Here is a 13,913-nt window from a genome sequence, read left to right as displayed (position 1 = left end):
TGATGGCCTCAGACACCAGCACCACACACGGAGGTCTTCGTCGTGATCAACCCGACGCGCCGCTCAACCGTCAACAACGTCCATGGTCACTACAACTAGCGCCCGGTGACCGGCTGCGGGCTGGCTGCGTGGTCTGCCCGGCGTCGCGGGGATGTCATGAAGGGTCGTTCCTGTCGTCTGGCGAGGTGAACGACTCTTTCATGACATCGCGGATGGGCGGATCAGCGTTGCCCCGCCTTTGCCGGGGGCATGACTGACTCGAGGCTGGTCAGGCGCCGCTCGCCGCGGGGTGCAGGCCGCGGCGGTCGAAGACCAGCTCGCGGGCCGTGCCGAGGGCCGTCGCGATCGCGCCCGCCAGGACCGCGTCCTCGCCGAGCTGGCCCGCCACGATGTCCGGGACCACCGGGATCGTCGCGGCCAGCGCGCGGCGCATCGGCTCGGCCAGGAGGTCGGCGTTGCCGCCGATACCGCCGCCCAGCACGATCAGGCGGGGGTCCAGGACCGCCGTCACCGCCGAGACGACGTACGCGAGCTTCTCCGCTTCCTCCTCGACCACGGCGAGCGCCCGCGAATCTCCCGCGCGGGCCAGCCGGAAGACGTCCTTCGCCGTACGCGCCTTCGCCAGGCCCCGCGCGCGGGCCGCGTCGACCACGGCCTGGCCCGCGGCCGCCGTTTCGACCGGGCCGGGGCGGCGGGCGGCCGCTCCTGCCGGCAGCGGGCCGTAGGGCAGGTCCGCGATCTCGCCCGCCGCGCCGTGCGCGCCGCGGAACAGCTTGCCGTCGACCAGCAGGCCCATGCCGATGCCGGTGCCGATCGTCAGACACACCAGGACGTCGACGCCGAGTGCCGCGCCGAGGGCGTGCTCGCCGACCGCGCACAGGTTCGCGTCGTTCTCCACCACCACGTCCGAGCCGGCGACGGCCAGCGCCGCGACGAGCTCGTGCAGCAGCCCGCGCCGCTCCCAGCCCGGCAGGTTGGGGGCGCGGTGCACCGTCCCGGACGCCGGGTCCGGGACGCCGGGCGTGCCCACGACCGTCGACACGACTTCGTGCGGCCGCAGCCCGGCCGCGGCGACCGCGCGTTCGACGGATTCGCTCACCGTGCGCACCAGCGCGCTCGCCGAGCGGCACCGGTTGGGCTCGTCGAGCCGGGTGACGATGCTGCCTTCGAGGTCGGCCACGGCGATCCGGATCGCGCGCCGCCCGATGTCGACGCCGACGACGTGCCCGGCGTCCGGCGCGGCTTGGTAGACGACGGCCGCGCGCCCCGGCCCGGACAGGCTGCGTCCAGTGGTCCGGACCAGTCCGTGCTGCTCGAGGTCGAGCAGCGCCTGTCCCACCGTGGGTTTCGAAAGTCCCGTGTCCGCCGCGATCTGCGGCCGCGTCGCCTCGCCGTGGCCGCGCAACCGATCCAGGACCAGGCGCTGGTTCAGCGCCCGCATGTTCGCCGGGGTTCCCACCTGCGGCCCGTTTTGCCCCACTGAATCCTCCTGTGTTGCCGCAAGTTTATCCACGGAACCCTTTCGACTCCGCTCGTTCTATGTTAAGAAACTTTACTAACTACTAGCCGGAGGCACGCCGTGAGTTCACCCACCCGTTCCGGGGCGCCGCAGCCGGCCCTTGAGCGCAAGATCGGCCCCCTGCAGGCCACCGCGATCAACATGACCCAGATGTGCGGTATCGGCCCGTTCGTCACGATCCCCGCCATGGTCGCCACCATGGGCGGCCCGCAGGCGATGTTCGGCTGGATCATCGGGGCGATCGTCGCGCTGGCCGACGGGCTCATCTGGGCCGAACTCGGCGCCGCCATGCCGGGCGCCGGCGGCACCTACCTCTACCTGCGCGAAGCGTTCCAGTACCGCACCGGCCGGCTGATGCCGTTCCTGTTCGTGTGGAGCGCGGTGCTGTTCATCCCGCTGATCATGTCGACCGGCATCATCGGCCTGGTCCAGTACCTCGGCTACCTGGTCCCCGGCGTCACCGGCGACGCGGGCACGACGCCGCTGGGCAAGATCATCGGCGTCGGCATCACGCTCGTCATCGTCGCCGCGCTGTTCCGCAAGATCGGCCAGATCGGCAAGCTCACGACGGTGCTGTTCGTGGTCATGCTGATCGCGGTGCTCACCACCGTCGTCGCCGCGTTCACGCACTTCAGCGGCGCGCAGGCGTTCGCCTTCACCCCGGGCGCGTTCAGCTCGGCCGGTGAGGGCACCTTCTGGGGCGGCCTCGGCGCCGGCCTGATCATCGCGATCTACGACTACCTCGGCTACAACACCACCGCCTACCTCGGCGGCGAGGTGCGCGAGCCGGGCCGGACGCTCCCGCGGTCGATCCTCTTCTCCATCGTCGGCATCATGAGCCTCTACTTCCTGCTGCAGGTGGGCGTTCTCGGCTCGGTTCCCCTCGAAGAACTCAAGACCGCCACCTCGGTCGCCTCCACGGTGCTCGAACAGGCGTGGGGCACCGTGACGGCGAAGGTCGTCACCGTCTTCATCGTCGTCGCGGCCATCGGCTCGGTGTTCGCCGGCCTGCTCGGCGGCTCGCGCGTGCCGTTCGAAGCCGCGCGCGACAAGGTGTTCCTGCCGATGTTCGGCAAGCTGCACCCGAAGCTGAACCTGCCGACCGCGGGCGTGCTCACCATGGGCGCCATCACGATCATCGGCTCGCTGTTCACGCTGACCGACGTCATCAACGCCGCCGTCGCCACCCTGGTCATCATCCAGTCGCTGGCCCAGGTCGTGGCCATCTGGACGCTGCGCCGCCGCCAGCCGGGCCTGAAGCGGCCGTACCGGCAGTGGCTCTACCCGCTGCCGACACTGCTCGCGCTCGTCGGCTGGGTGTACATCTACGTTTCCGCGTCGTGGCTGTCCATCGGGCTGTCGCTGGGCTGGATGGTGCTCGGCGCGCTCGCGTACCTCGTCTACGCCAAGGCCGAGAACACGTGGCCGTTCGGGCCCAAGGAGATCAAAGAGGCGTTCGCCGCCGACCCGGAAGGGGCCAGGGCATGACCCGGAAACTCGCGGCGGTGGCCGCGCTCCTGCTCGTCCCCGGCGTGCTCGCCGTCGCCGGACCGGCCGCCGCGCAGGACACGCAGGCACTCTCGGAACCGCACGGGCTCACCACCATCGGCACCCAGGGCTGGCAGGTGCTGAGCACCGCGAACGTCAAGGACGGCGGCGAAAAGGTCTCCACGCCCGGGTACGCCACCCGCGGCTGGCTGCCGGTGCGGCCGGACGACGCCGGCGCGCCCGGCACCGAGATCACCGCGCTGGTGCAGAACGGCAAGTGCCCGGACGTCTTCTACTCCGACAACCTGCGCAAGTGCTTCGGGTACGTCGGCAAGCTCGGCCCGGTCGTCACGAAACCGTTCGCCGACCCGTGGTGGTACCGCACCGACTTCACCCCGGCGATCCGGGCGGGCCAGCACGCGAAGCTGACCATCCCCGGTATCGTCGGCGAGGGCGACGTCTGGGTGAACGGGAAGCTGGTCGCCGGCAAGGACATCGTCAGCGGTGCCTTCGCCGGGCACACCTTCGACGTCACGAAGCTGGTGAAGCCGGGCCGCAACACCCTGGCGATCAAGGTCTACCCGAACGACCCGCTGAAGATGTACACCCTCGACCAGGTCGACTGGGGTCAGATCCCGCCGGACAACAACACCGGCATCCAGTTCCCGCCGACGCTGCAGGTGTCCGACGCGCTGAGCGGCGACAACGCCCACGTCGTGCAGGACAACGCGCCCGACCTGTCCAGCTCGAAGCTGACGGTCAAGGTCGACGTCACCAACGACGCGGATGCGCCGCAGGCCGGGGACGTGGCCGCGACGATCTCGGCGCCGTCGGGTGCGCCGGTCGTCGTCAGGCAGCGCGTGACGATCCCCGCGCACACCAAGCGCACGGTGGCGTTCGCGCCGGTGACGATCGCGCACCCGCGCGTGTGGTGGCCGTATTCGATGGGTGACCAGCCGCTGTACACGCTGACCACCGCGGTCTCGCAGGACGGCGTGCTTTCGACGTCGTCGAAGAGCACCTTCGGCATCCGCACGGTGACCTCGCGCCTGGTCGGGAAGTCCGCGGCGCTGCCGGAAGGCGCGCGGCAGTTCACGATCAACGGCAAGGACTTCGTGTTCCGCGGCGGCGGTTTCGCGCCCGATCTGTTCCTGCGCTACGACGCCGCCGACACCGCGCACCAGATCGCGCTGATCAAGAACCTGGGCCTCTCCGGCGTCCGGCTCGAGGGCCACGACATGCCGCAGGACTTCTACGACCAGGCCGACCGCGCCGGGCTGCTGGTCATCGGCGGGTTCCTGTGCTGCGACGCCTGGCAGCCCGAGGACGCTTCGAAACTGACGGAGCGCGACTACCGGATCATGCACGACTCGGCGTACACGATCGCGCAAATGGAGCGGAACCACCCGAGCGTCTTCAACTACGGCTGGAGCGACAACGAACCGGTGCCGCGCCAGGAGTCCGAGACGCTGAAGGCGTTCAAGGAAGCCGACTTCCAGGTCCCGGTGATCGCTTCGGCGGAGTACAAGAGCACGCCGACGCTCGGCCAATCGGGGGAGAAGGAAGGGCCGTACGACTGGGTTCCGCCGTCCTACTGGTACGACGGCTCGCATTTCGACGCTTCCGATGACAGCCGCACCAACGCCGGTGGCGCGTGGGGCTTCGCGAGCGAGCAGAGCGCCGGGCACACCGTGCCGACACTGGACTCGATCAAGCGGTTCCTCTCGCCCGCCGAGCAGGCGAAGCTCTGGCAGGACCCGGCGTACAACCAGTACCACGCGAACTTCGAGCCGGGACACGGCGGTTACGCGTTCGGCACGTTGTACACATTGGACCAGTCGATCAGGCAGCGGTACGGGAAGTGGACCTCGCTCAAGTCCTATGTGGACCTGGCGCAGATCGCGAACTACGAGAACACGCGGTCGCAGTTCGAGGCGTTCCTGCACCACTCGACGGACAAGAACAGCCCCTCGACCGGCGTCGTCTACTGGCAGCTGAACAAGGGCTGGCCGACGCTGCTGTGGTCGCTCTACAACGACGACGGCGACCAGGCGGGCGCGTTCTTCGGCGCCAAGAAGGCGAACAAGCCGCTGCACGCGCTTTACGGCTACGACAACGGATCCGTGACGCTCGACAACCTCGGCGCCGGTACGCAGTCGGGGCTTTCGGTGCAGGCCCGGGTGCTCGACACCGCGGGCAAGGTCCTCGACGACCAGACGGCTTCCGGGCTTTCGGTCGCTTCGCAGGGCGTGCGCACCGGGGTCCTGAAGCCGAAGGTGCCCGCCGAGACGAAGGCGCCGGCTCCCGCGAAGGTGTACTTCGTCGAGCTGCAGGTGAAGCAGGGCGGGAAGGTCGTCGACCGGAACGTCTACTGGCTTTCGACGCAGAAGGACGTCGTCGACTGGGGCAAGACGCTCGGCAACCCGCAGGCGACGCTGTCGCAGTACAGCGACCTGCAGGCGTTGCAGAACCTGCCGAAGTCGCAGGTCGGCGCGGTGGCGTCGACACGGCGCAGTGGCGGCGATCTCGTCACCACGGTGACCGTGACCAACACGGCGAAGACGCCGGGCGCGGCGTTCTTCCTGCGGGCCGACGTCCGCCGCGGGACGCCCGACGGCCGTGAGGCGGCGGGGGACAACCAGCTCGCGAACGCGACCTGGGACGACAACGACATCACGCTGTGGCCGGGCCAGTCGCAGACGCTGACCGTCACCTACCCGGCGTCGGACCTGCGGGGTGCGGCGCCGGTGATCAGCGTCGACGGGCTGAACACGGGCCGGATCGTGGTGCGGGGGAGCGGCGCGTGAGCGGGGATCGGATACTCGGCATCGACTTCGGCGGCACGAAGGTGGCGCTGGGGCTCGCCGGCCGCGACGGCACCCTGCTGGCCACGCGCCGGCTGGACACCGACGCGCACGCGGGCGCCGAACAGGTGGTGGTGCGCGCGCTCGCCGCGGCCCGGTCGCTGCTGGCCGAGTCGGGGGCCGCGCCGGCCGCCATCGGCGTCGTCAGCCCGGGGATCGTGCTGCCGGACCGGATCCTGCTCGCGCCGAACGTGCCGGGCTGGGAGCAGCTGCGCCTGGCGGAGCTGGTGGCCGCGGAGTTCCCGGACGTGCCGATCTCGGTGGGCACGGACGCGAAGGCGGCGGCGCTGGCGGAATGGCGCTGGGGCGCGCTGGCCGGCGCCGACCCGGCGGTGTTCCTGTCCCTGGGCACGGGCATCGCGGCGGCGGTGCTGGTCGGCGGCCGGGTGCTGACCGGGGCCAACGGAGCTGCCGGCGAGATCGGGTACAACCTGCTCTCGCCGCAGGACACCGAGGGTTTCGCGAGCGGAGCGGCGCCGCTCGAGGAAGCCGTCGGTGGGCGTGGGCTGGGCGGCCGGGCGAGCGAACTGCTCGGCCGCCCGGTCACCGCCGGGGAGCTGTTCGCACTGGCCAAGGAGAACGTCGAGGCCAAGGAACTGGTCACGGCGGCGCTCGACGAGCTCTCGATGCACGTGGCCAACCTGGCGATTTCCCTGGACCCCCAACGCATCGCCGTCGGCGGCGGCCTGGTCCGCTCGGCGGACGTCCTGTTCCCGGCGTTGGCGGACCGGCTGGCGCACGCGGTCCCGTTCCCGCCGGAACTGGTGTCGGCGCGGTTCGACCAGGACGCGTCCCTGCTGGGCGCGGTGGCGCTGGCGCTGGGCGAGTAGCCGTCCGGGTGACGCGCCGGTGCCCCGACCCGGCGCGCCACCCGGCACCACGTAACAGCGGCCGGGTTCCTCGCGACCTTCCCGGGCAGGACAGCCCGAGGGAACCATGGACGCGATCAACGAATCGATCTTCCCCGGCATCGTGCTGACCCTGTTCCTCCTGCACGGCTTCGTCACGTCGTGGCTGGACGTCGGCAAGAAGACGATCAAGGCGGCCCGCGCGGCGAAGGAGATCGGCGACCGGATCACCAGCACCCCGCGCGGCCGGCTGGGGGCCGCGCTCGTGGTGAGCGCGCTGGTGCTCGTCCTGGAAGCGGCGTGGGCGTTCGCCGCCGTCGTGATGGGCAACATCCTCTACTACGCCTACTACAAGGCGCCTGCCGAGTTCCCGGACCCGCAGCGGAACTTCCTCAGCCTGCCGCCGCACGAGCTCTTGTACCGGATCGACTGGCTCGGCTACAGCTTCTTCAGCTCGATCTACGCGCCGCTGCTGCTGGTGCTGCTCGTCCTGACCGTGGCGTGGCCGGCGTGGATCGGCAATCTCGGCGTGTGGATCGCGAACCTGCCCATGGTCGTGCTGGTGGTGACCACGGCGTTCGCGGTCTTCATCGAGCTGGTCCTCGACGTCCGGTTCGGTGGTGCGCCGATCGCGGCCGTCTTCGCGCTCGCTTCGCTCGCCGCGTTCTCGGCCGCGGCCCGGCTTCGCGGGCAGTGGTCGGTGCTGCTCGGCAGCCCGGCCTAAGCCGCCGCCAGTTCCTCGGTCCGCCGGAACGCCGCCGGCGAAAGCTGGAACCACACGAGGACCGCGCTCAGCGCCTGCACCGCGGCCACCACCACCCAGACGCCCCGCAGGCTCCAGTGCGCCGCCACCAGCCCGCCGGTCAGCGCGCCCAGCGGCGTCAACCCCCAGGCCAGCGCCCGGTGGCTGGTCAGCACCCGGCCCAGGAGCGGGGCCGGGGTGAAGCGCTGGCGGCTGGACTGCGAACAGACGTTCCAGACCAGCACCGTCGAGGTCAGGAACACCAGCACCACGCCGATCAGGGGCGGCCACGGCGGCAGCACCGCCAGCAGCAGCGGGGCCACCGCGCCCAGGCTCTGCGCCAGCCGCATCGACCACGAGTAGCCGAGGCGGTCGACGATCCGCTGGACCACGAACGACGACACCACCCAGCCGACGGCGAGGCAGGCCAGCAGCAGGCCGTAGCCGACCGAGCCGACGTGGAGGATCTGCGTCGCGTACAGCACGAACATGGAGTTGCCGGCACTGGCGGCGAACGAGCCCAGCGCGACGTTCAGCGTGATCGACCGCAGCAGCGGCGTCCGCACCAGGTGGGTGAGCCCGGCCGACAGGTCGCGCAGCGGGTGGGTGCGCGCGGCGACCACGGTCGTCGACGGGATGCGCCGGGTCAGCAGCAGCGCCAGCAGCGCGAACGCCGCCGCCAGCCACGCGGGCGCCCCGGCGCCGACGGCGACCAGGAAGCCGGTCAGCGGCGGCACGACGAACTGGACCACGCCCCGGTCGATCACGGTCAGCCGCGCGTTGGCGTGGGCGAGGCGGTCCGGGGTGACCAGCTCGGGCACGAGCGCGCCGCTGGCCCCGTCGCCGAGCACCTGCGCCGTGGTGACGACGAAGGCGACGACGAGCAGCACGGGCAGGCTCAGCAACCCGGCCGACGCCACGGCCCCGAGCACGAGCGCCGCCCCGACCTGCACGGCGTAGGCCCAGGCGAGCACGGCGGTCCGCCGCACGCGGTCGATGAGCACCCCGGCGAACAGCGACAGCAGCAGCCACGGCGCCTGCCCGGCGACGTTCACCAGCGAGATCTCGCGCGGATCGGTGGTGACGGACACGGCGAGCAGCGGCAGCGCGGCCAGCATCAGCCCTTCGGCGGACGAACCGGACACCGCGACAGCCTGCAACCGGATCCATCTGCTCGCCATGATCACCACCCTGCCGAAGGCGGGCCGGTGACCCAAGCGATTTACCGGCGGCGCCCCCGCCCGAGGCGGTTCGCCAGCGGCGCCGACCCGATCCCGTGCAGCACCACGCTGCCCAGCACGCACACCACGGTGATGGTCAGCACGATGTCCTCGTCCCCCGTGGCCAGGCCGTTGAGCGCGAGCAGCCCGAAGACGATCGACGTCGTCCCGCGGGGGCCGAGCGCGCCGATCAGGAAGCGGTCGCGGCCCGACAGGTCCGTGCGGAGCAGGGAGAGCACGACCGGGCCGATGCGCAGCACGGTGAGCGCGGCGAGGCAGAACACGACGACCTGCCAGCTCAGCCCGAACTGGACGACCAGCACGCTGATCGCGCCGACCACGAACCACATACCCATGGTCAGCAGGCCGGTGACCTCTTCCAGCAGCTGCAGCTCGGCGGTGGGATCGGTCAGGATGTCGCGGGCCCGCTCCGGGACCTTGCGGATGTAGGAGGCGGCGCTGCCGCGGAAGACGTAGCGGAACGCGATCCCGCAGACGAACGACGCCACGAAGCCGTTGCCGCCGACGGCGACGGTCGCCGCGTAGGCCAGCAGCGGGGTCGTCAGGACGGCGACCCGGCGGCCCTGCGCCGACGTCCAGCCCGCGCGGGCGGCCAGGAACAGCAGGAGCCCGATCACCGCGCCGGCCGCGGCGCCCATGACGATGGCCTTGATGGCGAACGGCAGTGCCGTGGCCAGCGCGTCCTCCGCGGTGTTCTGCTGGTTGTCCGTCCGCGCCAGGATCAGCGCGAACAGGAACACCGGCGAAACCAGCCCGTCGTTGTAGCCGCTTTCGATGTTGAGCACCCCGCGCACCGGCGCCGGCAGGTTGCGGTCGCGGACCACGCGTTCGGCCGCGGCGAAGTCGCTCGGGATCACGATGCACGCGATCAGCAGGAGCAGCGGCCACGACAGGTCCGGCAGGAGCACGGCGCCGAGCAGCACCGCCAGCGCGATGCTCAGCGGCATGGCGATGAGCAGGACGCGCGCGACGAGGCCGGGGGAGCGGCCCCACAGCCGGCCACCGCGGACCTCGGTGGCGTCGACGAACAGCAGCATCGCGAGGATCAGCTCGGCGACGTGCTGGGCGATCTCGGTGTTGAACACCTCGACCAGGGCGTCCGGCGCCACGGTCAGCGCGGCCGCGGCCCCGCACCCCACCATGAGCACCGGGGCGGCGATGTTCCACCGGTCCAGCCGCGCCGCCAGCAGCGAGCGGAGCAGGAAGGCGGCGGAAAGCACCAGGAGTGCGGGGATGAACATCGGTCCGGCTCCCCGGCTCGCTCGTCAGGACGCCGCCAGCCTACCGTCCGATGTGGAGGGACGCGTGGCTCACCGCCGCGGGGTCTCCGTGTGCCGGTCGACGAGGGTGGTGGCGATGTCCGCGAGCTTGACGTTGAGGTCCTGGGACGTCCGGCGCAGCACTTGGAACGCCTGCTCGGCCGTGAGGCCCTGCCGGGCCATCAGGATGCCCTTCGCCTGGCCGATGACGTCGCGGGATTCGATCGCGCGGCGCAGGTGGGTGTGCTGCAGTTCGGCGACCTCGGCGGTCCGGGTGCGGGCGAGCGCGAGCGAGCCGTGCGTGGCGAGCAGGAGAGCGCGGTGGCGGTCGTCCTCGGTGATGCCCTCGCGGTGGCTGTAGACGTTGAGCGCGCCCCGGACCGCCGCCGGTTCGCCGGCCGGCTGCAGGGCGGTGGACAGGACCGAGCCGAAGCCGTGGCGGGTGGCCACGGCGGCGAACTGCGGCCACGGCGTACCGCCCGAAAGGTCCTGGACGAGGGAGTAGCCGGGGCCTTCGGGCCGGGCCGCGTCGACGCAGGGGCCGCCGCCGGCTTCGTACTGGACGCGGTCGAGCTCAAGGGCGACGGCGTCGGTCTCGATCGGCGTGAAGAACCGGCCCGCCTGTTCCCGCAGGGTGATGCTGACCAGCTCCGAGTGCGGGATGACCACGACGGCGGCCGAGGCGACCTGCCGCAGCGCCTGCTCGACGGTGGCGGCGTCCAGCAGGACGCGGGTGAGCGCGGCGAGCTGGTCGCCGAGATCGTCGGCGGGCCGCTCCGGCGACGGCCGGGCCGCGAGGGCGGCGTCGGTCGTCGGGTACACCGGCAGCAGGGCCGCCGGGATCGCGGCGCGCACGATCCGGGCCACCGGCTGGGCGCGGTCGAGCACCGCCGCGGAACGGACGCCCTGCTCGAGGTGGCGTTCCGCGAACCGGCCCAGCGTCCGCGCGCCGTCGGCCGACAGCCCGGTCACCTCGCGCAGGTCCAGGACGATGAACCGGGGTGGTGGCAGGGCGGCGGTGTCGTCGGCGAGGTCCTGCGCGAACTTCTCGGCCTCGGGGCCGACGAACTCGCCGCTCAGGCGCAGGACCAGCGCCGATTCGAGGGTGCGCAGGCTGACCCGCAGCTCGTCGTGCGACATCACGGTCCCCTCGTGCTCCGGCTTCCGGTCTCGGCGAAGGGGTACCCGCGCCCGCCGGGGCGGCAAACGGCGCTCAGGGGACCACCAGGACCGGCCAGTGGCCCGCCCGGATCAGCTTCGTCGCGACCGAACCCGCGAACCGGTGCCCGGCCTTCTGGGAGGCGCCGACGACCACCGTGTCGGCCTGGCAGCGGTCCGCGGTGTCGCGAAGCGTCGCGTACGGGTCGCCGAACGACGTCACGAACGTGACGGGCACCCCCAGCTCCTCGGCGGCCTCGCGCATCTGGCCGCGCAGCTCCGCGGAGAGGTGGGTGGTCGTGTCGTGGTCGATCAGGGTCGCGACCGCCGGCCGCAGCGGCAGCAGGGGAGCGTGGCTGCCGACGAAGGCGACGATCAGCCTGCTGCCCTGGCGGCGGGCCATGCCGAAGGCGAACGCCGCCGCGCGCATGGCCGTGTCGGAACCGTCCACCCCGGCCAGGATGGCCCGCGCCGCCGGGTCGCGGCGCGGGCCGAAGTGCTCCACGGTGGATTGGAACGCCCCCTCCATCGGGTCCGTCCCTACCGCTTGGCCGGTTCCGGCGCGGCCGGTTCGCCGGTCTCCGCCAGGTCGATCGTGGTGCGCAGGGTGATCGGCTTCAGCAGCAGCGCCGCGACGACGCCGACGACCGCGACGGCCGCCGAAATCAGGAAGATGTGCGCGGTCGCGTCGCCGTACACCGTGTGCACGACCGTCTGGACCTGCGGCGGCAGCGCCTTGAGGTTCAGCGCGCTGGTCCCGCCGGTCGAGGCCTGCCCGGCCGGCACGTGCAGCGCCGCGGCCAGGTCGGCGGAGACGCGGTTGGCGAGGACGGCGCCGAGCACCGAGACACCGATGGTGCCGCCGAGGGACCGGAAGAACGTCACCGACGCGCTCGCCGCGCCGAGGTCGCGCAGCGGGACGTCGTTCTGCACGGCCAGCACGAGGTTCTGCATGGTCATGCCCACGCCGATGCCGACCACGGCCATCGCGATCCCGATGAGCCACAGCGGCGTGGCGTGGTCGACCGTGCCCAGCCCGAGGAACCCGAGGACCAGGATGATCGTGCCGGCCACGATGTACGGCTTGATCTTGCCGGTGCGGCTGATCAGCCGTCCGGAGACGGTCGAGGACACCAGCACGCCCGCCATCAGCGGCATGGTCAGCAGGCCGGCTTCGGTGGGCGTGTAGCCGCGGCCGATCTGGAAGTACTGGCCGAGGAAGACCGCGCCGCCGAACATCGCCATGCCGACCGCGAGGCTCGCCAGGATCGCCAGCGCGGGCGTGCGCTGGACGACGATCTTCAGCGGCACGACGGGTTCGCGGACCTTCTTCTCCACCAGCACGGCGAGCGCGAGGAGCACGAGCCCGCCCGCGACCATGACGGCGGTCGGCCAGGAGAGCCAGTCGAACGAGTTGCCGACGAAGGAAACCCAGATCAGCAGCACGCTCACGCCCGCCGCGATCAGCCCGGCGCCGAGGTAGTCGACCTGCACGTCGTCGCGGCGCACGGTCTCCAGCTTGAGCGTCCGCTGCAGCACGACGAAGGCGAGCACGGCGATCGGGACGCCGACGAAGAAGCACCAGCGCCAGCCCAGCCACGGCACGTCCACGATCAGGCCGCCCAGCAGCGGCCCGCCGACCGTGGCGACCGCCATCACGGCGCCGAGGTAGCCGTTGTACCGGCCGCGCTCGCGCGGCGGGATGATCGCCGCGATCACCACCTGGACCAGCGCCTGCAGGCCGCCGACGCCGATGCCCTGGAACGCGCGCGCCGCGATCAGCTGCCCGGTGTCCTGGCTGAACCCGCTGATCATCGAACCGGCCACGAAGATCACGATGGCGACCTGGACCAGCGTCTTCTTGTTGAACAGGTCGGCGAGCTTGCCCCAGATCGGGGTGGTGGCCGTCGCCGCGAGCAGCGTGGCCGTGACGACCCAGGTGTACTGCGTCTGGGTGCCGTTCAGCGAGCCGATGATCAGCGGCAGCGACGTCGACACGACGGTCGAGCTGATCATGGCCACGAACAGGGCCAGCAGCAGGCCGGACAGCGATTCGAGCACTTCGCGGTGCCGCATCGCCCCGGACGGGTCGGTGGGTTCGGACTTCATGGCATCCCTTCACACGATCCGGGCAAGTATTGCTCATTGGGCAAACTTGCACAATGAGCAACTTATTCCCGTCGCTAGGCTGCCCGCATGGACATCCCGGGCTCGCTGCGCGACCGCAAGAAGGCGGCGACGCGGCAGTCGCTGCACGAGGCGGCGCTGCGCCTGGCGATGGCGCACGGGCTCGACGGCGTGACGGTCGAGGACATCGCCGACGCCGTGGGCGTGTCGCGCCGGACGTTCTCCAACTACTTCGCGAACAAGGAGGACGCGGTCCTGCACGCCGACCGCGAGCGCACGCGAGAGCTGGTTTCGCTGGTCGAGGGCCGGCCGGCCGGAGAGGAGCCGTGGCCGGCGCTGCGCGCGGCGAGCCGTGCCCTGAACCGCGCGGGGGCCGTGCCCGACCGCGAGTGGGTGGCGCAGCTGCGCCTGCTGCGGCGGCACCCGTCACTGCTCGCCCGGCAGGCGGGGGACCAGATCACCCTGGAACGGGACCTGGCGGCCGTGCTGGTGGCGCGCGGGCCCGGCCTGGACGAGGGGACGGCCCGCCTGATGGCGGCGACGTTCCTCGCCGCGCTGCGCACCGGGGCCGTGCTGTGGCTGGAAAGCGCGGACGACCGCCCGCTGGCCGAGCTGGTGGACGACCTGCTGGGCCGCGTCCACTTCGGCTGAACCGGGCCCGGCCCCC

The 13,913-nt window shown here is 71.7% G+C and carries 11 protein-coding genes; 5 read left to right on the top strand and 6 right to left on the bottom strand.

All coding sequences use genetic code 11. From position 1 onward, the window contains the following. Positions 1–268: 268 nt before the first annotated feature. On the bottom strand, positions 269–1,441 hold the full coding sequence (locus tag EIY87_RS11625) for an ROK family transcriptional regulator (protein ID WP_191984057.1): 1,173 nt from the start codon (positions 1,439–1,441) through the stop codon (positions 269–271). Between the two features lie 138 nt (positions 1,442–1,579). Here EIY87_RS11625 and EIY87_RS11620 point away from each other — a divergent pair, with 138 nt between their 5' ends. From EIY87_RS11620 to EIY87_RS11605, 4 genes are all read left to right on the top strand, one after another. Beyond that, positions 1,580–3,007 (top strand): APC family permease, encoded by a 1,428-nt coding sequence (locus EIY87_RS11620; protein WP_125307701.1) that lies wholly within the window; start codon positions 1,580–1,582, stop codon positions 3,005–3,007. After that, entirely contained in the window at positions 3,004–5,814 is a 2,811-nt protein-coding gene (locus EIY87_RS11615; RefSeq protein ID WP_125307700.1) for a glycosyl hydrolase 2 galactose-binding domain-containing protein, read from the top strand. Before EIY87_RS11620 ends, EIY87_RS11615 begins: the two co-directional genes overlap by 4 nt. Further along, on the top strand, positions 5,811–6,701 hold the full coding sequence (locus tag EIY87_RS11610) for an ROK family protein (RefSeq protein WP_125307699.1): 891 nt from the start codon (positions 5,811–5,813) through the stop codon (positions 6,699–6,701). The genes EIY87_RS11615 and EIY87_RS11610 overlap by 4 nt, the downstream gene beginning before the upstream one ends. Before the next feature lie 106 nt (positions 6,702–6,807). Then, positions 6,808–7,443, top strand: a complete 636-nt coding sequence (locus EIY87_RS11605; RefSeq protein WP_125307698.1) for a hypothetical protein — start codon at positions 6,808–6,810, stop codon at positions 7,441–7,443. Here EIY87_RS11605 and EIY87_RS11600 read toward each other — a convergent pair. The 5 genes from EIY87_RS11600 to EIY87_RS11580 form a co-directional block, all read right to left on the bottom strand. Continuing rightward, positions 7,440–8,642, bottom strand: a complete 1,203-nt coding sequence (locus EIY87_RS11600) for an MFS transporter (RefSeq protein ID WP_125307697.1) — start codon at positions 8,640–8,642, stop codon at positions 7,440–7,442. The genes EIY87_RS11605 and EIY87_RS11600 overlap by 4 nt on opposite strands. A gap of 41 nt (positions 8,643–8,683) precedes the next feature. Then, complete coding sequence (locus EIY87_RS11595; protein ID WP_125307696.1) at positions 8,684–9,943, bottom strand: cation:proton antiporter domain-containing protein; 1,260 nt, start codon at positions 9,941–9,943, stop codon at positions 8,684–8,686. Positions 9,944–10,012: 69 nt separating this feature from the next. After that, positions 10,013–11,101 (bottom strand): ANTAR domain-containing protein, encoded by a 1,089-nt coding sequence (locus EIY87_RS11590; RefSeq protein ID WP_225439825.1) that lies wholly within the window; start codon positions 11,099–11,101, stop codon positions 10,013–10,015. A 73-nt stretch (positions 11,102–11,174) separates the two neighbouring features. Further along, positions 11,175–11,648, bottom strand: a complete 474-nt coding sequence (locus EIY87_RS11585) for a universal stress protein (RefSeq protein ID WP_125307695.1) — start codon at positions 11,646–11,648, stop codon at positions 11,175–11,177. Between the two features lie 11 nt (positions 11,649–11,659). Beyond that, positions 11,660–13,228 (bottom strand): MDR family MFS transporter, encoded by a 1,569-nt coding sequence (locus EIY87_RS11580; RefSeq protein WP_125307694.1) that lies wholly within the window; start codon positions 13,226–13,228, stop codon positions 11,660–11,662. An 87-nt stretch (positions 13,229–13,315) separates the two neighbouring features. Between EIY87_RS11580 and EIY87_RS11575 the strand changes: the two genes are divergently transcribed. After that, positions 13,316–13,897: a TetR/AcrR family transcriptional regulator gene (locus tag EIY87_RS11575; RefSeq protein WP_125307693.1), complete on the top strand. Its 582-nt coding sequence runs from the start codon at positions 13,316–13,318 to the stop codon at positions 13,895–13,897. Positions 13,898–13,913: the final 16 nt, after the last annotated feature.

Source organism: Amycolatopsis eburnea, assembly GCF_003937945.1.
Taxonomy (GTDB): Bacteria; Actinomycetota; Actinomycetes; order Mycobacteriales; family Pseudonocardiaceae; genus Amycolatopsis; species Amycolatopsis eburnea.
The sequence above is the reverse complement of the archived record's forward strand: the minus strand, read 5'-3'. Positions and strand labels throughout refer to the sequence as shown.